Source organism: Pandoraea sp. B-6, assembly GCF_000282835.1.
Classification (GTDB): domain Bacteria; phylum Pseudomonadota; class Gammaproteobacteria; order Burkholderiales; family Burkholderiaceae; genus Pandoraea; species Pandoraea cepalis.
Genome location: NZ_KB290516.1, coordinates 18,134 through 41,329, shown reverse-complemented (window position 1 = coordinate 41,329; position 23,196 = coordinate 18,134). Strand labels below are relative to the sequence as shown.

The 23,196-nt window shown below is 65.1% G+C and carries 25 protein-coding genes; 17 read left to right on the top strand and 8 right to left on the bottom strand.

From position 1 onward, the window contains the following. From A985_RS25040 to arsH, 5 genes are all read left to right on the top strand, one after another. On the top strand, window positions 1-793 hold a 793-nt coding region (locus A985_RS25040; RefSeq protein WP_232424588.1), incomplete at its 5' end, for a LysR substrate-binding domain-containing protein. A gap of 87 nt (window positions 794-880) precedes the next feature. Beyond that, window positions 881-1,216, top strand: coding sequence for a helix-turn-helix transcriptional regulator (locus tag A985_RS0110760; RefSeq protein WP_017233411.1), 336 nt, complete (start codon window positions 881-883; stop codon window positions 1,214-1,216). Continuing rightward, a complete protein-coding gene (arsB, locus tag A985_RS0110755) occupies window positions 1,213-2,277 on the top strand; it encodes an ACR3 family arsenite efflux transporter (RefSeq protein ID WP_017233410.1) in 1,065 nt (354 codons plus the stop codon). Before A985_RS0110760 ends, arsB begins: the two co-directional genes overlap by 4 nt. 9 nt (window positions 2,278-2,286) lie before the next feature. Then, the gene (gene arsC, locus A985_RS0110750) at window positions 2,287-2,709 is read left to right on the top strand and encodes an arsenate reductase (glutaredoxin) (protein ID WP_017233409.1); all 423 of its coding nucleotides are present in this window, start codon (window positions 2,287-2,289) and stop codon (window positions 2,707-2,709) included. Beyond that, window positions 2,706-3,470 (top strand): arsenical resistance protein ArsH, encoded by a 765-nt coding sequence (gene arsH / locus A985_RS0110745; protein ID WP_017233408.1) that lies wholly within the window; start codon window positions 2,706-2,708, stop codon window positions 3,468-3,470. The genes arsC and arsH overlap by 4 nt, the downstream gene beginning before the upstream one ends. 30 nt (window positions 3,471-3,500) lie before the next feature. On the opposite strand, the gene mnmH is transcribed toward arsH, so the two are convergent. From mnmH to A985_RS0110725, 4 genes are read right to left on the bottom strand one after another with little or no spacing between them, the layout of a single operon-like run. After that, window positions 3,501-4,556 carry a tRNA 2-selenouridine(34) synthase MnmH gene (mnmH, locus tag A985_RS0110740; RefSeq protein WP_017233407.1) on the bottom strand — a complete coding sequence of 352 codons (1,056 nt, stop codon included), beginning with the start codon at window positions 4,554-4,556 and terminating at the stop codon, window positions 3,501-3,503. Then, on the bottom strand, window positions 4,553-5,197 hold the full coding sequence (locus A985_RS0110735; RefSeq protein WP_017233406.1) for a lipopolysaccharide assembly protein LapB: 645 nt from the start codon (window positions 5,195-5,197) through the stop codon (window positions 4,553-4,555). Before A985_RS0110735 ends, mnmH begins: the two co-directional genes overlap by 4 nt. Before the next feature lie 23 nt (window positions 5,198-5,220). Further along, window positions 5,221-6,726 (bottom strand): glycosyltransferase family 2 protein, encoded by a 1,506-nt coding sequence (locus tag A985_RS0110730; RefSeq protein ID WP_017233405.1) that lies wholly within the window; start codon window positions 6,724-6,726, stop codon window positions 5,221-5,223. Beyond that, a complete protein-coding gene (locus A985_RS0110725; RefSeq protein ID WP_157211427.1) occupies window positions 6,723-7,265 on the bottom strand; it encodes a cytochrome b in 543 nt (180 codons plus the stop codon). The genes A985_RS0110730 and A985_RS0110725 overlap by 4 nt, the downstream gene beginning before the upstream one ends. A 351-nt stretch (window positions 7,266-7,616) precedes the next feature. Here A985_RS0110725 and A985_RS0110720 point away from each other — a divergent pair, with 351 nt between their 5' ends. Then, complete coding sequence (locus A985_RS0110720; protein WP_017233403.1) at window positions 7,617-8,441, top strand: oxaloacetate decarboxylase; 825 nt, start codon at window positions 7,617-7,619, stop codon at window positions 8,439-8,441. A 173-nt stretch (window positions 8,442-8,614) separates the two neighbouring features. Here the strand turns inward: A985_RS0110720 and A985_RS0110715 are convergent, their stop codons facing one another. Continuing rightward, window positions 8,615-10,003 (bottom strand): MFS transporter, encoded by a 1,389-nt coding sequence (locus A985_RS0110715; protein ID WP_017233402.1) that lies wholly within the window; start codon window positions 10,001-10,003, stop codon window positions 8,615-8,617. Window positions 10,004-10,475: 472 nt separating this feature from the next. On the opposite strand from A985_RS0110715, the gene A985_RS0110710 reads away from it, so the two are divergent. The 5 genes from A985_RS0110710 (at window position 10,476) to A985_RS0110695 (ending at window position 14,621) form a co-directional block, all read left to right on the top strand. Further along, on the top strand, window positions 10,476-11,147 hold the full coding sequence (locus tag A985_RS0110710) for a DUF1345 domain-containing protein (protein WP_017233401.1): 672 nt from the start codon (window positions 10,476-10,478) through the stop codon (window positions 11,145-11,147). Window positions 11,148-11,377: 230 nt separating this feature from the next. Next, window positions 11,378-12,823, top strand: a complete 1,446-nt coding sequence (locus A985_RS0110705) for a cytochrome ubiquinol oxidase subunit I (protein ID WP_017233400.1) — start codon at window positions 11,378-11,380, stop codon at window positions 12,821-12,823. Between the two features lie 40 nt (window positions 12,824-12,863). Beyond that, the gene (gene cydB / locus A985_RS0110700; protein ID WP_017233399.1) at window positions 12,864-13,862 is read left to right on the top strand and encodes a cytochrome d ubiquinol oxidase subunit II; all 999 of its coding nucleotides are present in this window, start codon (window positions 12,864-12,866) and stop codon (window positions 13,860-13,862) included. Next, a complete protein-coding gene (locus A985_RS28155; protein ID WP_157211419.1) occupies window positions 13,846-14,031 on the top strand; it encodes a hypothetical protein in 186 nt (61 codons plus the stop codon). Before cydB ends, A985_RS28155 begins: the two co-directional genes overlap by 17 nt. 11 nt (window positions 14,032-14,042) lie before the next feature. Beyond that, the gene (locus A985_RS0110695) at window positions 14,043-14,621 is read left to right on the top strand and encodes a YbhB/YbcL family Raf kinase inhibitor-like protein (RefSeq protein ID WP_051060136.1); all 579 of its coding nucleotides are present in this window, start codon (window positions 14,043-14,045) and stop codon (window positions 14,619-14,621) included. A 78-nt stretch (window positions 14,622-14,699) separates the two neighbouring features. Here the strand turns inward: A985_RS0110695 and folE are convergent, their stop codons facing one another. Then, window positions 14,700-15,266, bottom strand: coding sequence for a GTP cyclohydrolase I FolE (gene folE / locus A985_RS0110690; protein ID WP_017233397.1), 567 nt, complete (start codon window positions 15,264-15,266; stop codon window positions 14,700-14,702). Window positions 15,267-15,448: 182 nt separating this feature from the next. On the opposite strand from folE, the gene A985_RS0110685 reads away from it, so the two are divergent. From A985_RS0110685 to A985_RS0110670, 4 genes are read left to right on the top strand one after another with little or no spacing between them, the layout of a single operon-like run. Then, a complete protein-coding gene (locus A985_RS0110685; RefSeq protein WP_051060134.1) occupies window positions 15,449-16,414 on the top strand; it encodes an HlyD family secretion protein in 966 nt (321 codons plus the stop codon). Next, window positions 16,411-17,394 (top strand): ABC transporter ATP-binding protein, encoded by a 984-nt coding sequence (locus tag A985_RS0110680; protein WP_017233395.1) that lies wholly within the window; start codon window positions 16,411-16,413, stop codon window positions 17,392-17,394. Before A985_RS0110685 ends, A985_RS0110680 begins: the two co-directional genes overlap by 4 nt. Beyond that, complete coding sequence (locus A985_RS0110675) at window positions 17,391-18,533, top strand: ABC transporter permease (RefSeq protein WP_017233394.1); 1,143 nt, start codon at window positions 17,391-17,393, stop codon at window positions 18,531-18,533. The genes A985_RS0110680 and A985_RS0110675 overlap by 4 nt, the downstream gene beginning before the upstream one ends. A 7-nt stretch (window positions 18,534-18,540) precedes the next feature. Beyond that, a complete protein-coding gene (locus A985_RS0110670; protein WP_017233393.1) occupies window positions 18,541-20,049 on the top strand; it encodes an efflux transporter outer membrane subunit in 1,509 nt (502 codons plus the stop codon). Here the strand turns inward: A985_RS0110670 and A985_RS25035 are convergent. Continuing rightward, window positions 20,046-20,963 (bottom strand): LysR family transcriptional regulator, encoded by a 918-nt coding sequence (locus A985_RS25035; RefSeq protein ID WP_017233392.1) that lies wholly within the window; start codon window positions 20,961-20,963, stop codon window positions 20,046-20,048. The genes A985_RS0110670 and A985_RS25035 overlap by 4 nt on opposite strands. A 179-nt stretch (window positions 20,964-21,142) precedes the next feature. Here A985_RS25035 and A985_RS0110660 point away from each other — a divergent pair, with 179 nt between their 5' ends. Both A985_RS0110660 and A985_RS0110655 read left to right on the top strand, forming a co-directional pair. Then, window positions 21,143-21,562: a VOC family protein gene (locus A985_RS0110660; RefSeq protein ID WP_017233391.1), complete on the top strand. Its 420-nt coding sequence runs from the start codon at window positions 21,143-21,145 to the stop codon at window positions 21,560-21,562. A 110-nt stretch (window positions 21,563-21,672) separates the two neighbouring features. Beyond that, window positions 21,673-22,377 carry a fumarylacetoacetate hydrolase family protein gene (locus A985_RS0110655; RefSeq protein ID WP_017233390.1) on the top strand — a complete coding sequence of 235 codons (705 nt, stop codon included), beginning with the start codon at window positions 21,673-21,675 and terminating at the stop codon, window positions 22,375-22,377. A 693-nt stretch (window positions 22,378-23,070) separates the two neighbouring features. Here A985_RS0110655 and A985_RS29150 read toward each other — a convergent pair. Continuing rightward, the coding region (locus tag A985_RS29150) for a hypothetical protein (RefSeq protein ID WP_039830178.1) at window positions 23,071-23,196 on the bottom strand (126 nt) is incomplete at its 5' end.

Genomic DNA, 23,196 nt, shown 5'->3' with positions numbered 1-23,196 from the left:
ACGTCTGATCAACGATCTCGAGGCGGATATAGGGTTTTCCTTATTCGACCGGAGCAACGGCCGACTGAACCCGACGCCCGAAGCGATGGTGCTGTTCGAGGAGGTTGAGCGTTCGTTTGCGGGCATCGATCGCATTGCGCAGACGGCCGAGCAGATCAAGTCGCTGCGGCGCGGTTCGCTGCATGTCGCTGGCGCTCCCGCGCTCGCGCTGGAGTTCCTGCCCACCACGATGACGGAGTTCATGCGCGAGCATCCGGGCATCAGCACGACGTTGCTGATTCACGCGTCGAGCATCGTTATCGATATGGTGGTCGGGCGGCGTTGCGATGTCGGGTTCATCGCGCACCCGATCACGCATGCCGGCGTGAACATTGAAACGCTGCACCGCGCCCCCATGCGTTGCATCCTGCCGCACGGACATCGACTCGCGGATCGCGACGTGATCCATCCTGAGGATTTGCGCGGCGAATCGTTCGTGTCGTACCCGAAGGAGTTCGATGGGCGGATGTATATCGACCAGATCTTTGCCGAGCGACGGATCGATCGGGTGATGAGCGCGGAGTCGCAACTGTCCGCGGCGATTTGCGTGCTTGTGCAGCACGGCGCGGGCGTGTCGATCATCGACCAGGTGACGGCCCGGTACGCGGCGGGACGCGTCATCGTCAAGCCGTTCGAGCCATCGGTCTTGTCGGGCTTCTCGCTGGTCACGTCGAACCAGCACCCGCCCTCGCAACTCGCGAAGGCCTTCGTCGAGTTCACGAAACAGCGCATGATCGAAGCGTTCGGCGATTGAGACGCTCCCAACGCTCGCGCTTACTCGCCCAACATCGGATCGCGACAACAATTTGCAATAATTCCATATTTCCACTACATTCGAAATATGGAAACCAATACCGCGCTCGAAGCGCTTGCCGCGCTTGCCCACGCCGTTCGTCTGGCGGTGTTCCGCCTTCTGATGCAGGCCGGCCCCGAGGGCCTGCCCGCCGGGCGCATCGCGGAACTCTTGGACATGCCCGCCTCGTCGCTGTCGTTCCACCTCAAGGAACTGCATCGCGCCAAGCTGCTCGCCAGCCGCCAGGAGGGTCGCTCGATCATCTACATGGCGCACTTTGAAACCATGAACGCGCTGCTCGGCTACCTCACGCAGAACTGCTGCGGCGGTGTCCCCTGCACGCCCGCCTCGTTCTGCAACGTCGTTGCGGAGTCCAGCCAATGAGTGCCTCACCCAAAGCCGCGCCCGCGCTGCAACCCCCGAGCATCAGCTTCTTCGAGCGGTATCTGACCGCCTGGGTCGCGCTATGCATCATCGCGGGCATCTTGCTCGGTCAATGGCTACCCGGCCTTTTCCACGCCATCGGCGGTATGGAAGTCGCGCAGGTCAACCTACCCGTGGGGCTGCTCATCTGGGTGATGATCATCCCGATGCTGATCAAGATCGACTTCAGCGCGATGGGCCAGGTCGCCGGCCATTGGCGAGGCATCGGCGTCACGCTGTTCGTGAACTGGCTCGTCAAGCCATTCTCGATGGCGCTGCTGGGGTGGATCTTCGTGCGCCATGTGTTTGCCGCGTGGCTGCCCGCCGACCAACTCGACAGCTACCTTGCCGGCCTGATCCTTCTGGCCGCCGCGCCCTGCACCGCCATGGTCTTTGTCTGGTCCCAGCTCTGCAAGGGCGATCCCTACTTCACGCTCTCTCAAGTAGCCCTCAACGACACCATCATGGTCGTGGCCTTCGCCCCGGTCGTCGGCCTGCTGCTCGGGTTGTCCTCGATTTCCGTCCCCTGGGATACGCTCATCACTTCGGTCGCGCTTTACATCGTCGCCCCGGTCGTGATCGCACAAGCCATCCGACGCGCCCTGCTGGCCCAAGGAGAAGCGACGTATCAACGTGTTGTCGGGGCATTGGGACCCTACGCCATCACGGCGCTGCTCGCCACGCTCGTGCTGCTCTTCGGGTTCCAGGGCAATGCCATCGTCGAGCAACCGCTGATCATCCTGCTGCTGGCCGTCCCGATCCTCATTCAGGTGCTGCTCAACTCAGGTCTGGCGTACTTGCTCAACCGCAAGCTCGGTGTGGCGCACTGCGTCGCCGGTCCGTCAGCACTGATAGGCGCCAGCAACTTCTTCGAGCTGGCGGTCGCCACCGCCATCAGCCTCTTCGGCTTTCAGTCGGGCGCAGCACTCGCCACGGTCGTCGGCGTGCTGATCGAGGTGCCCGTGATGCTGCTCGTGGTCGGGGTCGTCAATCGCTCGCGGCACTGGTACGAATCGAAATAAGGAAGCGTCATGTCCGTCACCATCTATCACAACCCGGCCTGTGGCACGTCGCGCAATACGTTGGCGCTCATCCGCAACGCAGACATCGAACCCACGGTCATCGAATACCTGAGTGCCCCTCCGACGCGCGAGGTACTGCAAAGCCTGATTCGCGACGCCGGACTCACCGTGCGCGAAGCGCTCCGGGAGAATGGCACGCCCTATGCAGAACTGGGCCTCGCCGATCCGGCCCTCACAGACGACCAGCTTCTCGACGCCATGCTCGCGCACCCGATCCTGATCAACCGCCCGTTCGTCGTCACGCCGCTGGGCGTGCGGCTGTGCCGCCCCTCTGAAGTCGTGCTCGATATCCTGCCCTCGCCGCAAAAGGGGGCCTTCACGAAAGAGGATGGCGAGGCCGTTGTCGACGCCAGCGGACGGCGAGTGAAATGAGCGCCACGCTGCCCAACGTCAGTAGCGCGGTGCTCGACCTGCCGGATCTCCGCAAACTCGAGCCCCGAAGCGTCAGCCCCCACCCTCCCCGCATCCTGTTGCTCTACGGTTCGTTGCGTGAGACGTCGTACAGCCGGTTGCTGGTGCAGGAAGCCGAGCGCCTGCTGCAGCACTTCGGGGCCGAAACGCGCATCTTCGATCCCAAGGGGTTGCCCTTGGCCGATAGCGTGCCGGCCGATCATCCGAAGGTCGTCGAACTTCGCAAGCTCTCGGCGTGGTCGGAAGGCCAGGTATGGTGCAGCCCGGAGCGCCATGGCACGCTAAGCGCCGTCTTCAAGAACCAGATCGACTGGCTGCCGCTGGAGATCGGCAGCCTTCGGCCAACTCAGGGGCGCACGCTCGCCGTGATGCAGGTCTGCGGCGGCTCGCAATCCTTCAACGCGGTCAACGCGCTGCGCATACTCGGCCGGTGGATGCGCATGGTGACGATCCCTAACCAGTCCTCGGTTGCCAAGGCTTATCAGGAATTCGATACGACGGGCCGCATGAAGCCATCGTCCTACTATGATCGGGTCGTCGACGTGATGGAAGAACTGTACAAGTTCACCCTTCTGGTCAGGGATCGCACCGAATACCTCACGGACCGGTATAGCGAGCGCAAGGACGCAGCCCCAGCCACCGCGACGGCACTCGCCGCGGCCGCCATGTCTCATGAGCGAGACGCGCAGATCGGCGACACCGACAGCGGCGAAGTCGAATGAGCGACGTCGAGCCAGCCGCGAACGATGGGGTCAAGCCATCCCGCACTGCGTAAGCAATGCCCGCGCCTGCGCGCCCAGATCTTGCGCCGTCGGCTGAAACGGAAACGGGAGGGCGTTGCGCACCCCCTGCAACATCTTGCGCGAGCTTCGCGAATACGCCGGATCGTAGTGCCGGGTAATGAGCACCTCCGAGAGTTCGCGTTGCCGCCCCTCGTCGAGCAACGTCAGCCATTGGTCGATGACCGCCCGTCCATGCAGCGGTACCAGCCGGAGAAGCTGCGTGCGAAAGTCTTCCGGCCGCGCCAGCAAATGGCCGTACTCCTGCATCAACAGGTCGACCCGCGCGTCGAGCGCCACGCGAACCTCGACACACATCGTGGCCCCGCGCAGCGACGACATCAACGAATCGGGCAGCGTAATCAGTCCGATCCGGCGGCTCTCCGCTTCGACGAACACCGGCCGCGTCGGATCGAGCCCGCGTAACGCGCCGATCAGCGAGGTATCGAACGCCTTTTGCGACGGCTGCGCGACGCCCGGCATTGCGCCAAGCAGTGACCCGCGATGCTTCGCCAGCGCCTCGAGATCGAGCGTTTGGGCACCCACGCCGGCCAGCGCGTGCAGCAGACGGGTCTTGCCGCTGCCCGTGTGCCCGGCCAGCACGATGTAATCGAGCGTCGAGGGCAGCGTGCCGAGCGACGCCACAACGTCGCGCCGGTACGCCTTGTACCCGCCGTCGAGCTGGCGCGCACGCCAGCCGATCATGTTCATGATGAGAGTCATCGACTCCGATCGCTTGCCGCCCCGCCAACAATAGATGAGCGGCCGCCAATTGCGCGGCCTGTCGGCGAACGTCGTATCGAGATGGGCAGCGATGTTGCGCGCCACCATGGCGGCCCCCACGCGCGAAGCATCGAACGGCGATACCTGCTTGTACATCGTACCGACGATGACGCGCTCCTCATTGCTGAGCACCGGCGCGTTGATCGCCCCGGGAATGTGGTCGTCGGCAAATTCGAGCGGTGTGCGAACGTCAATGATGTCGTCAAAGTCGCCCGCGCTTTCCAGGGAAACGCGCATCGGGTTCATCTTGCCCCCGCCGCCAGTTGCCCGCAGTGCTGACCGTATGGGGTGCGCGATGTCGCCTGCGCACGCACGGCCTCGTCCAGGCCGGCGCGCACTTTCGAGGCGCGATCGATGATGTGTGTGGCGGCGTCTGCGTCGCCCGCGCCCCCCAGGGCCAGCGCGTAGTCGTCGAGCACCTCGGCGTAAGCGAACGGCACCTTGCGGGCCAGCTCCATGCGATCGAGCGCGTCCAGCGCCCGGCTGAAGTACTTCACCGACGCTGCGTACTGCCGCTGAACCAGCGACAGTCGCGCCAACTCGATCAACGCCGGATACCGGTAGTGCCCGGTGAGGATATCGAGATCGTACGCAAGGCTCAGCTCGCGTTCGGCTTCGGGGTAGTAGCAGGTCACCCCCAGCGCCCGGCCATAGTCGAAGTGCATGGCCGCGCGATGCGACGCCGGCCAGCCCGACTGGTCAGCCACAAGCACCGCCTGCCCGAAGGCCCGGCGTGCGCCGTCCCAGTCGCCGCGCACCTCGGCCGCGCCCCCCAGTGCAGCGTAGTCGGGACCGGACGGCTTGCGCTCGGGGACACTACACCCGGCCACGCTCAACAGGCCGCTGAGCGCGCATCCCATCACCCACCCCGTTGAAAATCGAATCATTTGAAGAAAACACTGCCGGAAAATCATTCCTCGCGGGACACCCCCGTCCCGCGCTCGCCCGACAGGATACCGCGTCGCACCTGAACGCCCCAACGCTGGCGTCCGGTCAGGAAGTGCCCCCAGCCCAGCGCGGCGCCCGTGTGTCGCATCAGTTGGAACGAAAACGGCTCCAATACTGCCGCGACAAGCGCCCATCCGAAGCTCGTACCGGTGTTGTGTCCGGTCCAGCGGCGGTACGCATGCACCGACCAGAGATGAAAGCCGAGATCGATGCCGATCTTGCCGAGAATGATGCCCGAGACCGGCAGCAGCACGCCGACATGACCGTCGAAGGCGAACGAGACGAGCAGCGCGAACGCGGTGAGCCCGTAGATCGGCTGAAGCGTATCGAATGCCTTTACCGGCAACATCCAGCGTCCGAGATTGCCATAGCGGCCGTTGCCGACCATATCGCGATACCAGTATTGCGTCTGGAGAAACCCCGCAAACCAGCGGCGACGCTGACGCAGGAAGCTCGTGAGCGTGCTCGGCGCATCGGTGATCGCTTGCGCACCGCCCACCACGCGCACCTCCCATCCAAGCCCATGCGTGACCGAATAGCGACGCAGGCGATGGATCAGTTCGTAGTCCTCGACAAGACAAGCCGGATCGAATCCGCCAACGGCCAGTACCGCCTCGCGCCGGAAACACGCGAACGCGCCCGAAATCAGCAGCAGGCCGTCGGCGTGCATCCAGGCATAACGCGAGATGAAGTTTCGGATGTACTCGTACGTCTGGAAAAGCTGTAACACGCGCGCGCTCGCCGTGCGGCCGCACACCGGCGTGAGCACGCCAGTCGCGGCCACGAGCCCGGGTCGACGCGCGAACGCGGCGTGCATCGCGGCGCACGCCTCGGCGTCGAGCAACGTGTCGGCGTCGACCGTCATCACGATGTCCGTATCGATATCCACGAGCGCCGCGTTGAGCGCACGCGCCTTGCCCCCGTGCGGCACGCGCAGCCATTGCAGATTCGGGTAGCGCGCACTCGGTGCGCTCAGCCCGCCTTCGCCGGGGTCGATGAGCCCATACTCGCCCGTGAGCAATGCGAACGTGCCATCGCGCGAGCCGTCGTCGGCGATGACAATGGCGTCCGGGACCCGTCGCCCCGTCATCAGCGCGCGCAACGTGACCGGCAACGCCGCCGCCTCGTTGTGCGCCGCGACCACCACGCCGAGCGTCAATCGAACGGCGGCGCCTTCATGACCTGCGTCAGAGGAAGTCTCGTCGGGGTCGGGGCGCATCAGACGCCACGCTTGCCAGAATACGAATGCCAGCAGCACCGTGTCGTACGCGACATAGGCGACCCCGGTGCCCCACGCGAACACGCCCTTGAGAAAGAATGCCTGCGCGAACAACAGACACCACAGCGCTGCCACGCCCGTATGCACCAGCCAACTCGCCAGCGGCGTCGGCGGTCGCGTGAAGCGCGGTGAGTGAAGCTCGCGGGCCACTTCGAGCCGCGACGCCTTCCCCGTTGTTTCCGCGCTCACGGCAGCATCCGGCCAAGCACCGGGTGGCGGTCGATCCACTGATGCTTGAGCGCCCCGCCAATGTGCAACGCCAGCAGCACGTACAAGACATAAGCACAGTAGGTATGGACGTTACCCAGCAAGGTGTGCCAGTAGTCCTTGCTCGCATCGCTCAACGCCATCAGAAAACCCATGCGCGGGAACGGCACGATGCCGAACAGCACCAGCGGATGGGTCGAGGCGGCGACCCACGCCGAATCGTGCGCCCAGCCCGTGAGCGGCAGCACGACGATCAAGACATAAAGCAGCCAATGCGCGAGATGCGCCGCCGTGCGCTCCCATGATGCAAACACGTGCGAGAGCGCGGGCGGACGATGTGTCGCGCGCCACAGCACGCGCAGAATCGCGAGCCCCAGCACGGTAATTCCGATGGACTTGTGCAGATCGATCCAGAAGCGCACGTCGATTTTTTCGAGCGTGGCGTCGGACAGCAAGGCAATCGTCTGGCCGATCGCGATGTTGCCGAGCATCAGCAAGGCGACCGCCCAGTGCAACACCATCGCCACACGGGTGTACTTGGCGTCGTCGTGCAAGGCCACGCCGCTCGGGGGGGCAGACACGGACGTCGCGGAGGGGGGCTGAGAATTCACGTCGGTGATCCTGAAAATACAGAAGAGGATGATTACATAACGCCAATGGAATCGCGCTTATTCCTGAAGTTCCCTCGAAAAACGTGTTACACGGGATTACACGCTGCGCGCGGGTGTACGAGATAAAAACATCTGACGGTCGATATTACGCCTTGGATCGCCTCGGGGCTGCCTTGCGAGGCCGGTGCAAAACCGCGATGATCGGGCTTGCGTGCGCGGCGTGAGCGGAGCTGCGCCCCCCCCCCCTACAGGAGACACACCATGCCACGTAGCACCGCCGAAAAACGCGTCGCGTTTCGCGAACTCCACCTCGCCGGTTGCTTTGTCATCCCGAACCCCTGGGACGCAGGCAGCGCGAGGTATCTCGAACACGCGGGCTTCAAGGCGATTGCCTCGACCAGCTCGGGCTTCGCCTGGTCGACCGGGCAACCCGACAATGGCGTGACACGCGACACCGTACTCGCGCATTTGCGCACGCTCGTCGACGCCACCGATCTGCCCGTCAATGCCGACTTCGAAAGCGGCTTCGGCAGCACGCCGGACGAAGTCGCGCACAGCGTCAAGATGGCCGTGGCAACAGGCGTCGCCGGCTTGTCGATCGAAGACTCGACGGGCGACGTCAACGCGCCGCTCTTCCCGCTCGACGAAGCCGTCGCGCGCATGAAAGCCGCGCGCCGAGCGATCGACGAGACGGGCGGCGACACCCTCCTCATCGGTCGTGCAGAGAATTTCTTCGCGGGCGTGCCCGATCTCGACGACGCCATTGCACGCCTTCAAGCCTATGCAGAGGCAGGTGCCGACTGCCTCTACGCACCGGGCATTCAATCGGTCGAGCAAATCCGGGCCGTCGTCACGGCCGTGGCGCCCAAACCGGTGAACGTGCTGATTGGCGCGACGTCGCCGATGACATTGCAGGCGCTTGCCGAACTTGGCGTGCGGCGCGTAAGCGTGGGCGGTGCACTGGCTCGCGCGGCATGGGGAGGCTTCATGCACGCCGCGCAGGCGCTCGCCCAAGGGCGCTTCGACGGGTTCGACGGCGCCACCAGCGGCGCCACGCTCAACGGGCTGTTCCGCCAGGGCGTGTGACGTGTGATGCTTCTGGCGCACAGCCACGGTGCCATTGGGCTACAGGCGCCGATGGATGGGGAAACGCGCCGGCCGGTCTGGATTGAGACATCGAGCGCGAAGCTGCGCCAGAAAGCCAAACGGCCCGTCGTGCCGAAGCATCGACGGGCCGCGAGTGCGCGGACGCGTTTCGCTTACTCGACGTGCGCCACGCCGCCTGCGAGGACCGCGCCACCGACCATCTCCGCGGGCAGTGCCCACGACATCCAGCGCGTGCGCAGGGCGACGACCAGCAAGAACGCCAGCGCCGCCAGTGCGCCGAACGTGGCGAAGCCCATCTGGTAACTGCCCGTCGATTCCTTGGCCATGCCCATGATGACCGGCAGGTAGAAGCCGCCAATGCCACCGGCCGCGCCGATGATGCCCGACATCAGCCCCGTCTTGCCTTGCCAGCGTTGCGGCACGAGCTGGAACGTGGCGCCGTTACCGAGACCGAAGCACAGGTAGATCAGCACGAGCAGAGCGACACCGGCACCTTGCGGGGGCATCCACGCGGCAAAGACAAAATCGATGACCGAAATCGCCGCGAGCAGCAGCACCAGCGCGCGCACGCCAGAGATTCGGTCGGCCACCATTCCGCCGATGGGACGCACCAGCGCACCGAGGAACGCGAGCAGCGACATGAACAGCCCCGCCTCGATGCGCGGCATGCTGTACAGCGAGATGAGCAGCGTGGTCACATACGACGACATGCCGACAAAACCACCGAACGTGATGCTGTAGACCAGCATGATGACCCACGTGTCCCGTTCGCCGAGCACGCCGCGATAGTGACGCGGCAACACGGCAATCGCCAGCAACGCGCCCAGCACCGGCAGCAGCAACACACCGGCCTTGCCTTCGCCGAATGCGCCGGCATGCACGCACAACACGAGCGCGATTAGACCGAACACGGTAATGAAGAAGCTCGTGAACGCGCGCGGCGCGCTGCCCGACTTCACACCCTGATCCTTTGCCCAGAACACCAGCGCCAGCGCAGCAAGCGCGAGCAACGGCAGGGCGGCACCGGCCGCTCGTGCCCAGCCGTAGTGCTCGGCCAGTCCCGGGAACATGAAGCCATCGAGCACCGCGCCAATGTTGCCCGCCGCGGCGAGACCCAACACCAGCCCCTGCACCTTCGGCGGATAGTTGCTGCCTGCCATCGGCAACGCCACGGCGAAGCTCGCGCCGCCGATGCCGAGGAGCACACCGAGTACAAGCAGCAGCGTGTACGACGGCGCACCCGGCATCAGCAGCAGCACGACCGACGGAATCGCCGACAAGGTGATGCCCATCAACGCGATCTTGCGACCGTCGTAGGCCTGATACAGGTTGCCCAGCGTGACGCGCAGAATCGCCGCGCCCAGCACCGGCACCGCCACGAGAAAGCCCGTTTGTGCGGGCGTCATCGCGATGTCCTTGCTGATGAACGGCGCCAGAGGGCCGAGCATCACCCAGACGGTGAAACCCGTGTCGAAGTAGAGAAAACACGCAACCAGCGCGCGCCAGTTGCCACTTTTCAACGATTGCGTGAGCGTGCTCATGGATACCCTCGTGTTCGTATGCCAAAAAAAAAAGCGCCCCGAAGCCGTATGCCTGTGAACAGGCCTATGGCTTCGGGACGCCGTTGCCCCGAAGTCCGCGCTCGCGCGGAAGTCATGCGTGCGGTGCAGAAAATTCGCTTGTCTTCTCTCGGCCGTCGTTGGCCTTGCCTACTGCTTAGCAAATGGCGTGCCATGTGCTTGCCAGAATAGGCTCGAGACTGGGCAGAGCCCCGCAGGACAAGGCGAGGCAGGATGTCGAGGTCATCAGAAAAATCGCGCAATCGGCCGCGCGGCGTTGTGCGCGCGACGCCCCCGGTGACACCGCAACGGGCACGATGCCGCATCGCGATGCGGCGGCGCACCACAACTGTGCCGCCCGCCTGCCGAGCAGGCCGCATTTCCGCCCACGACCGGCGAATGACCGGGTTGGTGGATAATCGAACCGCCCATCGCCACCGTCCAGACATTGCTCATGAACGCCAAGCTTTTCCCGCATCTGCTTCGCTTCCATCCGCGACTGCTCATCGCCATCGCTCTCGGCGTGCTTGCCGGACTCTTCGTCCAGGTCTTCGTGAGCGGGGAGTTCAGCACGATAACGCGCATATTGATCGGCTGGAACACAGGCGCCTGGTCCTATCTCGCGATGATCTGGCTCATGATGGTCACCGCCCCCAAGCGCAGCATCGAGCGCTTTGCCGAGCAGGAAGACCAGAGCGCGGCCATCGTGCTCACCGTGGTCAGCCTGTCGGCCATCGCCAGTGTGGCCGCCATCATCCACGTGCTGGCGAGCGCCAAGACCGGCGCCCCGCATCAGGCCTCGGAGCATGTGCTGTTCGCGGCCGCCACGCTCATCGCCGGATGGTTCCTCGTGCCGACGATCTACACGCTGCATTACGCGCGGTTGTACTTCACGGATACGGAGTCGCCCTTCGCGCTGGCCTGGCCCGAGCGCGACTGCGATCCGGATTACTGGGATTTCCTGTATTTCTCGTTCACCATCGCCGTCGCCTCGCAAACCGCAGACATCGCGCTGACATCGCGCCGCATGCGACGCACCGCGCTCGCGCAGGCCGTTCTCTCGTTCTTCTTCAATCTCGCCGTGCTCGGCCTGTCGATCAATATCGGCGCCGGATTGCTCGCGTAGCGCCCGCCTGCGTGTGACATGAGGTCGCACCCGGCGAGGACGCGAATCCCCACAAAAACAGACCACTAGCGCAAATCGACGTGGCAATTGATGCCGCGTCAATGCGCCGCATGTGACGTCTTGTCACGCGTGCTGCGGTGCAGCACGTCCTACCATGCAGGCAAACAAGGGGCGGTCGGCAGTGAGGGTCGCCCTATAGACAGGGTTGGTTTGCCTACATTGATCACGACATGACTGCCGCTCCAGAAGCTGTCGACCTCGCGCGCCTGCAATTCGCGTTCACGGTCTCGTTTCACATCGTATTTCCCGCCGTCTCCATTGGTCTGGCGAGCTTCATCGCCGTGCTGGAAGGTCTCTGGCTCAAAACACGTCAGCCGCACTATCTCGATCTGTGTCGCTTCTGGTCGAAGGCCTTCGCGGTGTGCTTCGGCATGGGCGTCGTCTCCGGCGTGGTGATGGCCTATCAGTTCGGCACCAACTGGTCGGGCTTTTCGAGTTTCGCCGGCGCGGTCACCGGGCCGCTGCTCACTTACGAGGTGATGACCGCGTTCTTCCTCGAAGCGGGCTTTCTCGGCATCATGCTGTTCGGTTGGAACCGCGTCAGCGAGCGTGCGCACTTCGCCGCGACCTTGTGCGTGGCCGTCGGCACGTTGATTTCGACGTTCTGGATTCTCGCGTCGAATAGCTGGATGCAAACGCCGCAGGGTGTCGAGATCGTCGACGGCCGCGTGGTCGTGCTGTCGTGGTGGGACGTCATCTTCAACCCGTCCTTCCCGTATCGGCTGGCGCATATGAGCATCGCGGCGTTCGTCGTGGCCGCGCTGGTCGTGGCGGGCACCGGTGCATGGCACTTGCTGCGCGGGCGCCGCGACCCGGCCGTCAAGACCATGTTTTCCATGGCCATGTGGCTGCTGCTGATCTTCGCCCCGTTGCAGGCCGTCGTCGGCGATCTTCATGGCCTGAACACGCGTGAATACCAACCGGCCAAGCTCGCCGCCATCGAAGGGCTTTGGGAGACGAAGACCGGCGGCACGCCGCTCAACCTGTTCGGCTGGCCCGACATGGCCGCCGAGACCACGCGTTATGCGCTTGAAGTACCGCACCTGGGCAGCCTCATCCTCACGCATCGCTGGGACGGCGAGATTCGTGGTCTGAAGGAATTCCCGAAGGACGAACGCCCCAACGTGCCGCTGGTGTTCTGGAGTTTTCGCATCATGGTCGGTCTCGGCCTCGCCATGATCGCCGCTGCGCTAGCCGCCGTGTGGCTGCGCCGTCGCGGCACGCTCTTCACGTCGCGCCGCTTCGCCCGCGCCATGCTCGTCCTATCGCCGACCGGCTTCGTTGCGTTGCTGGCGGGTTGGGTCACCACCGAAGCCGGACGCCAGCCGTGGGTCGTCTACGGGGTGATGCGCACCGCGCACGCCGTGTCGCCGGTGAGCGCCCAACAGGTGCAGGTCTCGCTGCTGGTGCTCGTGCTCACCTACTGCCTCGTGTTCGGCACGGGCATCTATTACCTGCTCAAGTGGCTGCGCGTCGGTCCGGTGTTGCCCGGCGAGCCGTCGGCGGCGTCCGGCAGCGATCACACGTCGCCTCGCGGCCACCTCGCGGCGCAAACCGCCCCCGCCCTGTCCGGGCTATCCGGACGAATGGACACCGACGGCGCGCACGCCACCTGATCGGCGCCCTATCACGACTTCGACGTTACCGAGACTTCTCATGGATCTGACTTTGGCGTGGGCCGCCATCATCGCGCTCGGCCTGTTTCTCTACGTGGTGCTCGACGGCTTCGACCTCGGCATCGGCATTCTTTTCCCGTTCTTCCCCGACGCGCGCGAACGCGACACGATGATGCACTCCGTCGCCCCCGTCTGGGACGGCAACGAAACATGGCTCGTACTCGGGGGCGCCGGATTGCTCGCCGCGTTCCCAATGGTGTATTCGGTACTCCTCTCGGCGCTGTATCTGCCGCTCGTGCTCATGCTCGTGTGCCTGATCTTCCGCGGCGTGGCGTTCGAGATTCGCGGCAAGTCGCAGCGCACCCGGCCGTGGTGGGATCTCGCATTCATCGGTGGCTCGGCCGGCGCAACGTTCTTTCAGGGCGTCTCGCTCGGCGCGTATCTGTCGGGCATTCCGGTGGAGAACGGCCAGTTCGCGGGCGACGCCTTCGCCTGGGTCACCGCCTTCAACCTGTTCACCGGGCTGGGCCTGGTCGTGACGTACGCGCTGCTCGGCGCCTGCTGGCTGATCGGCAAGACCGAGGGCGATCTGCAGCGACGCTTGCGTGTGCTCGCCTGGCCGCTGACGCTCGGGCTCGTGGCCACGATGGCCGTCGTGTCGCTGTGGACACCGCTGCGCGTGCCGCTCGTGGCAGATCGCTGGTTCGCCGACCAGTGGTTCTGGCGCTGCCTGCCCGTGCCGTTCCTCGTGGCGGGCGCCACGCTCGTCATGCGCCGCGTGCTGCGCCGCTCGCACGATGCCACGCCCTTCTGGCTCGCCATCGGACTCGTGTTTCTGGGGTACAGCGGGCTGCTGATCAGCGCGTATCCGTACGCGATTCTCCCAGGCATCACGCTGTGGGACGCCGCCGCCCCGCACTCGAGTCTGTCGTTCACGCTATGGGGCGCGGCCTTCATTATTCCGGTGATCCTCGGCTATACGATGCTGGCCTACTGGGTATTTCGCGGCAAGGTGGCTCACGATGCGCACTATCACTGACCTCGTGCGGCCCGCCGTGCGCCAGCGGCGCGAGCGAGCCGTCGCCCACCCCGCCTGGCGGGTGCGGTTGATTGGCTGGGGATGGTTTGTCGCGCTCTGGTGCGCCGGTGTGGCCGGCACCGCCCTGCTTGCACTACCATTCAAGCTCATCATTGCATCTGCCAAATAGGAGGCGTGCTTATGAATCGACTTTCATCCGCTACGGGAAAGCAATCGTTGCGAATCGCCGGCGCGGCAGCCGTGGCCGTGATGCTCGGCACCGGCGCGGGGGTGGCCTGTGCCGAAGGCATGAGCGTGTCGTCGAGCGCGTTCGCCGACGGCGGCATGCTGCCGGCGATCCACGCCGGGCTGGGCGAGTGCGGGGGCAAGAATGTGAGCCCGCCGCTCGCGTGGCAGCATCTGCCGCAAGCCACGCGCAGCGTGGTCATCACGATGAAGGACCCGGACGGCGCGAAAGGCGGCGGCGTGGTGCATTGGCTCGCCTACAACATTCCGGCGACCGTCTCGTCGCTCGCGGCCGGGGCGGGCAATGAAACGAACGAGCACGTCACGCTGGGCAAGAACGTCAGCGGCGCAATGGCCTATCGCGGCGCGTGTCCGCCGGTCGGCGATTCGCCGCATCACTACATCATTACGGTGACGGCCACCGATCTGGAACCGGGCCGTCTGCCGCCGGGGCTCGACGCCAACGGTCTGACTGCTGCGCTGGCCGGTCACACGTTGAACGGCTCGACCGTCGTGGCGCGGTACGGCCGGTAAGCGCTCGCCGTCGCACAGCAAAAAAAGCGCTGGCGGGACATCCCCGCCAGCGCTTTTCGTGGGTACGCCTTCCTGCGACTATTTGTCGCGAGCGAGCGCGAGAAACTCCGTGCGCAACGCCAGGTTCGGCTGCAACTCACCGAGCATCGCCGACGTCACAGTCTCTTCCCCGGCCGTGCGAATACCCCGGCTTTCCATGCACATGTGACGACACGACACCACCACGCCGACTGCCTTCGGTTGCAGATGCGTCATCAGCGCTTCGGCGATCTGCGTGGTCAGGCGCTCCTGCACTTGCAGGCGGCGCGCAAAACAGTCGACCAGACGCGTGAGCTTCGACAATCCGACGATCTTGCCGTTGGGCAGGTAGCCGATGGTCGCCTTGCCGAAGAACGGGGCAAGATGGTGCTCGCAATGGCTGTAGACGGGAATCCCTCGTACGACGATCAGTTCGTTGTATTGCTCGGCGCCGTCTTCGAAGACCTTGAGCACTTCGGCCGGATCCTGGCCGTAACCGGACGTCCATTGACGCCAGGCCTTTTGAACGCGCGACGGCGTTTCGTGTAGACCGGGGCGGCTCGGGTCTTCGCCGATGTGTTTCAGGAATCGCTTCCAGTCGTTTTCGTCGAACGTGTCGTGAGACATATCAATCAAGCTCCTTGCATGAGGTCCGGTGCGCTGCGCTGTTAAGGTTCGCGCGCCCCGTGCGCCGCCGGACATGTGCGCACAATAGCAGAGAGTCCCTGCCCGCGCATGGCGACGGATTGCCCGTTGCCCCCCTTTTGCGCTAAGGTGGCAGCGAACAACCGCAACGCACGAGGCGCGTCATGCCGGCAAGCCCCCGCATGTGCACTAACGCGATCACCCTTGCCGCCATGGCCGCGCTGGCTGGCTGCGGCGACCACTCCGCCCGGCCGTGGCAAGGCTATGTGGAGGGCGAATTCGTCTATGTCGCCTCGTCGCAGGCCGGCACCCTGACTACGCTGTCGGTGACCCGCGGCCAGGAGGTCAAGGCGGGAGAGGCCCTCTTCGATCTCGACGCCACTTATGAACTGGCCGCACAGGCCCACGCGCGCGAGACGCTCGCCAGCGCCGAGGCCCAGTTGCGCGATCTCGAAACCGGCAAGCGCCCCGACGAGATCGCCGTCGCTGCCGCCCAACTCAAGCAAGCCATCGCCGTGCGCGACAAGTCGCTTGCGCAGTTCGACCGCGATCAGGCGCAATACGCCGCCGGCGGAATTGCTCGCGAACAGCTCGACGCCAGCCGCGCCGACGCCCGCAGCAGCAGCGCCCGCGTGCAGGAGTTGCAGAGCAGTCTGGCGGTCGCGCGACTGCCGGGCCGCGACGCGCAGCGGCAGTCGCAGGCCGCTCAGGTCGATGTGGCACGCGCGGCGCTTGCGCAGGCCGACTGGCAACTCGCGCAGAAGCATGCCGTCGCGAGCGCCGCCGGGCGCGTGTACGACACGATGTACCGCATCGGCGAATGGGTCGCGGCGGGCAGTCCCGTCGTGCGTCTGCTGCCGCCGGGCAACATCAAGGTGCGCTTCTTCGTGCCGGAGACCGCCTTGGGTACCCTGAGCGCGGGGCAGACCGTGCACATCGCCTGCGACGGATGCGGCGCAGGCGTACCCGCCCGCATCACGTACGTCGCCCATCAGGCCGAGTACACGCCGCCCGTCATCTACAGCAACGACACGCGCGACAAGCTCGTCTACATGATCGAAGCACATCCCGCCGCGGCAGACGCCGTCAAACTCAATCCCGGGCAACCGGTGCAGGTGACGCGCCCATGAACGGCCGCGATGCGCGCCCGCGTGAGATTGTCGCCCCCTCGGCCGACGAGGGCCGTCTCGCGATCGATGTGAAGGGTCTGAACAAACGCTTCGGCGACAAGCACGTTGTCAAGGATGTGTCGCTGCAAGTGCAGCGCGGCGAAATCTTCGGTTTTCTCGGGCCGAACGGCAGCGGCAAGACAACCTGCATTCGCATGATGTGCGGCTTGCTCACCCCCGACTCGGGCAGCGGCACGTGCCTCGGTTTCGATATCGTGCGCGAGAGCGCGCAGATCAAGCGTCACGTGGGCTACATGACGCAACGCTTCTCGTACTGGGAAGACCTGACCATTCGCGAGAACCTCGACTTCGTGGCGCGCGTGTATGGCATGCCGAACCGGCGAGACGCCGTCGAGCGAGCCATCGAGCGGCTCGGCCTGACGGGCCGCGCAAAGCAACTGACCGGGTCGCTCTCCGGCGGCTGGAAGCAGCGCCTGGCGCTCGCGGCGTGCATGCTGCACGAGCCGCAGGTGCTGCTGCTCGACGAACCGACCGCCGGCGTCGACCCGACCGCCCGGCGCGACTTCTGGGAGGAATTGCACGAGTTGGCCTCGCGCGGCATCTCGGTTCTCGTGAGCACGCATTACATGGACGAGGCCGAGCGCTGTCACAAGCTCGCCTACATCTCGTATGGCGAACTGCTCGCGCAAGGCACGGCCGCCGAGGTCACCGCTCGCCAGCAGTTGTCGACGTGGCGGGTGCATGGCGAGAACCTCATCGATCTGGCGCGCGAGCTGCGCGCACAACCCGTGGTGGCACAGACGGTCGCCTTTGGCGATACGCTGCATGTGAGCGGGCGGGATGCCACCGCCCTGGACAAGTTGCTGCACGACCTGGCCAGCGAACGAGGGCTGCGGGTCGCGCCCATCGACACGAGCCTGGAAGACGTGTTCATTTACCTGATGAGCCACGCGAAAGACAACTTCGGAGACAAGGCGTGAGCGCGCCGCTCGGGTTCTCGATCGCCCGGTGGTGGAGCATCGTGTGCAAGGAGTTCCTGCAACTGCGCCGCGACCGCGTGACGTTTGCGATGATCGTGGGTGTGCCGCTTGTGCAACTGGCCCTCTTCGGCTTCGCCATCAACTCCGATCCCAAGCATATGCCGACCGCGACGCTCGTGGCCGACGACAGCGAGTTCACGCGCAGCTTCATGGCCGCGATGGAGCATTCGGGATACTTTCGCTTTACCGAGGCGTTGACCAGCGAAGATGCCGGACGCGCCGCTCTCGCGCAGGGGCGCGCGCAGTTCGTGCTGAACATTCCTGCCGATTTCACTCGCCGTCTGTTGCGCGGCGAGCGGCCCGCCGTGCTCATCGAGGCCGATGCGACGGATCCAATGGCAATGGCCTCGGCGCTCGGCGCCTTGCCAGCCATCGCCCAGTCCGTCGCGCAAAAGGACCTGACGGGGCCGCTTGCGAATCTGGCCGGCTCGCAGGCGGCGTTCGACGTGCAGGTGCATCGTCTCTATAACGCGGAGGGCATCACGCAATACAACATCATTCCCGGCCTGATGGGGGTGATTCTGACGATGACGCTTGCGATGATGACCGGCATTGCCATCGTGCGCGAGCGCGAGCGCGGCACGATGGAGAACCTGCTCGCCACGCCGGTATTGCCCATCGAAGTCATGACCGGCAAGATCGTGCCGTACGTCGCCATTGGCTTGCTTCAGGCGACCATCATTCTGATCGCCGCGCGCTTCGCCTTTCATGTGCCGTTCGAAGGCAGTGTCGTCGCGATCTATCTCGCCGCGCTGGTGTTTATCGCGGCCAACCTGATCGTCGGGATCGCGTTATCGTCGTTTGCACAGAACCAGTTGCAGGCCATGCAACTCACCGTGTTCTACTTTCTGCCGAGCATGCTGCTCTCGGGCTTCATGTTCCCGTTTGGCGGCATGCCCGCGTGGGCGCAGGCCATCGGCAACCTGCTGCCGCTGACGTATTTCAACCGGCTCATTCGCGGCATTCTGCTCAAGGGCAACGGCTGGGCCGATGCGTGGCACGATCTGTGGCCGCTGCTGGCCTTCTCTGCCATCCTCATGATGGTGGCCGTGAAGTTCTACAAACGTACCCTCGACTGAGGCGCTCATGCGACTTGCCCAACTTGCGCATCGCCGCCGCCCCGCCTACGGGTCGCGGTGGCTGGCGCTCGGGCTGAGCGCGATGCTTGCCGCCTGCGCGCTCGGACCGGACTGGCGCACCCCCGACGCTACGCATGTCGCGCAATACACCACGGGCACACAACCGTCGACGACGGCCGGGGCGGCGGGTGCGCAAAGCGCCGCGCAGACCTTCGTCGCCGGCGAGGACGTGCCGTCCGCCTGGTGGACCCGCTTCGGCTCGCCCGCACTGGACGCCCTCGTCGCCCAGGCGCTGACCGACAGTCCAACGCTACGTCAGGCCGAGGCGAAGCTGCGTCAGGCGCAGGAGGACTTTCGTGCTCAAGACGGCGCGCGCTCGCTGCCCTCGGCGAATCTGAAGCTCTCCGGCACGCGCGAACGGGTCGATCCGGCGTCGTTCGGCATTACGAGCTTGCCAAGTCCCGGGCCGTTCACCTTGTATAACGCCAGCGTCGACGTGTCCTACACGCTCGACGTGTTCGGCGCCAATCGCCGCGCGCTGGAAGGGCTCGCCGCTCAGATCGACTATCAACACTTCACGCTGGACGCGGCCAGGCTCTCGCTCGCGGGCAACGTGGTGACGGCCGCCCTGCGCCAGGCCAGTGCCCGGGCACAGCTCTCGGCGCTCGAAGGTATCGTGGCGGCGCAACGAGCGCAGCTCGATATCACACGCTCACGCGAGCGCGCGGGGGGCGTATCGACGCTCGACGTCGAGAATCAGGCGACACTCGTCGCCCAGACCGAAGCCCAGCTGCCCGCGTTGCGCACGCAAATTGCGCAATACGATCACCAGTTGGCGCGCTTGACCGGTCAGCCGCCTGGCGCGTTCGCGTCGCCCGTCATCGAGCTCGACACCCTGCATTTACCGCAGACGGTTCCCGTCTCGCTACCGTCGACGCTGGCCCGGCGCCGACCGGATATCCGCGCCGCCGAGGCGTTGCTGCACAAGGCGAGTGCCGATGTCGGCGTCGCCACCGCGAACCTCTACCCCCAGTTCACGCTTTCCGGCAGCTTCGGCACGCAGCGCATGCGACTGGCCGATCTGGGCGATGGCATCAATATCTGGAACCTCGGGATGAACCTGCTGCAACCGCTCTTTCGCGGCGGCGCATTGCAGGCGCAACGGCGTTCGGCCATCGCGGCATACGACGCCGCACTGGCGTCGTATCAGGACACCGTGCTGCTCGGCCTCGTGCAGGTCGCCGATGCCCTGCGCGCGCTGGCCTCCGATGCCGACACCCTGGCCGCACGTGCCGACGCGGCCCAGCGAGCGGAAACCGCGCTCCGGATCGCAAGCGAGCGATATCGGGTGGGCGGCATCAGTCATCTCGCTTGGCTCGACGTGCAGCGTCAGGCGCTCGACGCCACACGCGCGCGACTCGACGCGCAAGGGGCTCGCCTGACGGACACGGCCGCATTGTGGCAAGCGTTGGGCGGAGCGATGGTCGAGCCGTCCAGTGTTCAGGCGACGCCCTAGCCGCGCGACTGCGCCTCGTCCGCAAGACACTTCATCAGCGTGGCGACCGGTGGGCGGCCAAGCGCTGGCTGACGCACCAACACCCCCAACTCGCGCGTGAGCGGCGCGCCGCTGAGTGCGAGGACCTGAACGCCCGTTGCGCCGCCCTTGGCAAGCTTCGCCCCCGCGTTCGCGCCAACCGGCAAACCGATGAGCGTCGCAGGCACGATCGACCATCCCAGCCGCGCCCGCACCATGCGCAAGATGACTTCAGGCTCGTCAAGCTCCACGCCCTCGCGCACCCAGAGCCGGTGACGTCGAAGGTAACGCTCGACGAGCTCGCCACCATACGAGCGCCGGTTGTAACGCACGAACGGTAGGGCTTGCGCCCAGTCGGCCACCGTTCCGCCCGTGCCTTTGGGCGCGATCGCCACGTACGGCTCGTGCATGAGGGTGAGCCATTTCATATCGGCCGGCACGCCGATACGCGGGCGGATCATCACCGCCAGATCGAGTTCCTTGGCATCGAGTTGCGCGAGCAGCTGCACGGACATGCCCGGCACGATATTCAGATGCGGCATCGCGCCGAGCGCGGTCCAGCGCGACATCGCGCCGGGCAGGAGACCCAGTTGCACCGTGAGGATCGCGCCGACGTGGATCGGCGCGAGCGCCGCCTGCCCCCCGTATACGCCCGCCTCGCCGCGCATCGCCTGATAGCCGGCAATCACTCCCTGCGCCTGGGCGAGCAATCGACGGCCATCGTCGGACAAGGTCACGGCGCGGGCGGTGCGCTCGAAAAGTCGCACACCGAGATCGTCTTCAAGTCGCTGAATCTGCGCACTCACGGCCGACTGGGTCAATCCGAGTCGCGCCCCCGCCGCCGAGAACGAAGCGGTTTCGGCTGCCGTGACGAAGGTTTTCAGATAGCGGATCATGGATCGAAAATTTTCTGCCTGAGCGTTCGAATTATTCGTTTTGGATTGTTTTTATCGATGGATAGAATTTACCGCAAATCGGTGACGCCGTTCACGCCACCGATGACCCAGGACAGCATTTCCGATAGCGCTCGCCGGATTCGGTGCTCGCTTCTCACCAAATGGCATTGGAGTTTCCTATGGCAACACCGCTCTTTCATCTCGCGTTCCCTGTCGACAACCTCGATGCGGCCCGCCGCTTCTACGGCGACGTGATGGGCTGTGCCGAAGGCCGCAGTTCGGATCACTGGATCGACTTCGACTTCTTCGGTCATCAACTGGTGGCCCATCTCGCGCCGGAAGACGCCGGCAAGCGAATCACGAACCCGGTCGACGGCGATGAGGTTCCCGTCCCGCATTTCGGCGTTATCCTTGACATGCCGGCATGGCACGCGCTGGCCGATCGCCTGCGTGCCGCGGGCACCCGCTTCGTGATCGAGCCGCATATTCGCTTCGCCGGGCAGGTGGGCGAGCAAGCGACGCTGTTCTTCTATGACCCGGCCGGCAACGCGCTGGAGTTCAAAGCGTTCGCGGATATGTCGCAGGTCTTTGCCAAGTAATACTGTTGCGCTGTCGTTCGCGCGGTCAGGCGCGACGGCATGCAAGGCGCCGCCTCGTGTCGGCGCCTGTGTTTTTCCGTCATTGTTTCGTATCAGCCGAGAGTCTTCTCATGAGCCAATTCGTTATTTCGGCGCCGCCCCAGGCGTCGGTCGCCGTGGCGGGCAGCGATGCCCGTTTCCCCGTGCGTCGCGTGTTCTGCGTCGGCCGCAACTATGCTGCGCACGCGCGCGAGATGGGCAGCAATCCGGATCGCGAGCCGCCGTTCTTTTTCATGAAGCCGGCCGACGCTGTCGTGGCCGCCAACGGCACGCTGCCCTACCCGCCGCTCACGAGCGAACTGCACCACGAGATTGAACTGGTGGTCGCCATCGGTGCCGATGGCGAAAACATCGATGCGGATCATGCGCTCTCGCTGGTGTGGGGATATGGCGTTGGCGTCGATCTGACCCGTCGCGACCTGCAACAGCAAGCCAAGGACACGCGCCGTCCGTGGGACTGGGGCAAGGCGTTCGATGCGTCGGCCCCATGCGGCCCGCTGCACGCCGTGGCCGAGGTCGGCCATCCGAAGGAAGGCCGCGTGTGGCTTGACGTGAACGGCGAGAACCGCCAGACCGGTGATCTCAACGAACTGATCTGGTCGGTCCCCGATCTGATTGCCGAGATCTCGCGCAGCGTGAAGCTCGCCGCGGGCGACCTGATCTTTACCGGCACCCCCGCCGGCGTCGGGCCGCTCGAACCCGGCGACAAGGTCAGCGCCGGCGTGGCCGGTGTGGGTGAGATCGCCTTCGCCATCGGCCAGAAGCCTGCCGCCTGACGCGCGTCGTTCGATCGCTTCGAACGCCGCACCGGTGCGTCGGCCGGGACACCTCGACCGGGATATCCACAGCAACTGTTGATAACCCTATGCATAAGTGTCCCGCCGACGGCGCAAACGCCCGCTGGCATTAGGTGTCAAGTCCATTGCCTAATTTGCCGTCACCCGCGACACATTCAGCATGCCCTCCCCGCTTTGCCGTTCATTCCTGAAACGTTTTTCATCGAACGACGAGATACGCTTCGCGTCGAGCGTTCAAGTTCCCTTTTGATTCAAGGCGTTGTTATCACTGGCACGCTTCTCGCATCATGAACGATGCAAGCCGTCCGCCCTCGGGGAAGCCTCATCGCCAGGGCCAACTGCCTCGGGAATCACGCCATGCACGCCACATGGCCCCGGCACGCCCGATGCCTATCCCTCGCCGGGAGCGCCCCGAGCGCGGACGGATTGCACCGATGATCGATTCGGTTCAGACGATGGGAAATCGTCAGGGAGGGGATCATGCAAATGCGCCGCACGGGGCCTTGCGCCCTAAGTCCCTGCGTCAGATCGCTCGCGCCCGCGAGTCCTGCCAAATCGGCCCGCCGTCATCCGCGCGAGCGGTGTGCGAGCTGGCGTCATCGGCGACACGACGCCGCCGTCGATCGGCGCCACGTCGCGCCCGGTCGGGCATTGCGCTGAGGCTCACCCTCGTCAGGGAGCCTCGCCGTCTTCCGCCCAGCACTTCGCCGCGCGCACCGCGCGTTGCCAGCCGCTGACGGCACGACTGATGTCTTGCGCGGACAGCTTGCGGGAAAAACGTTGCTGCAATTCCCATTG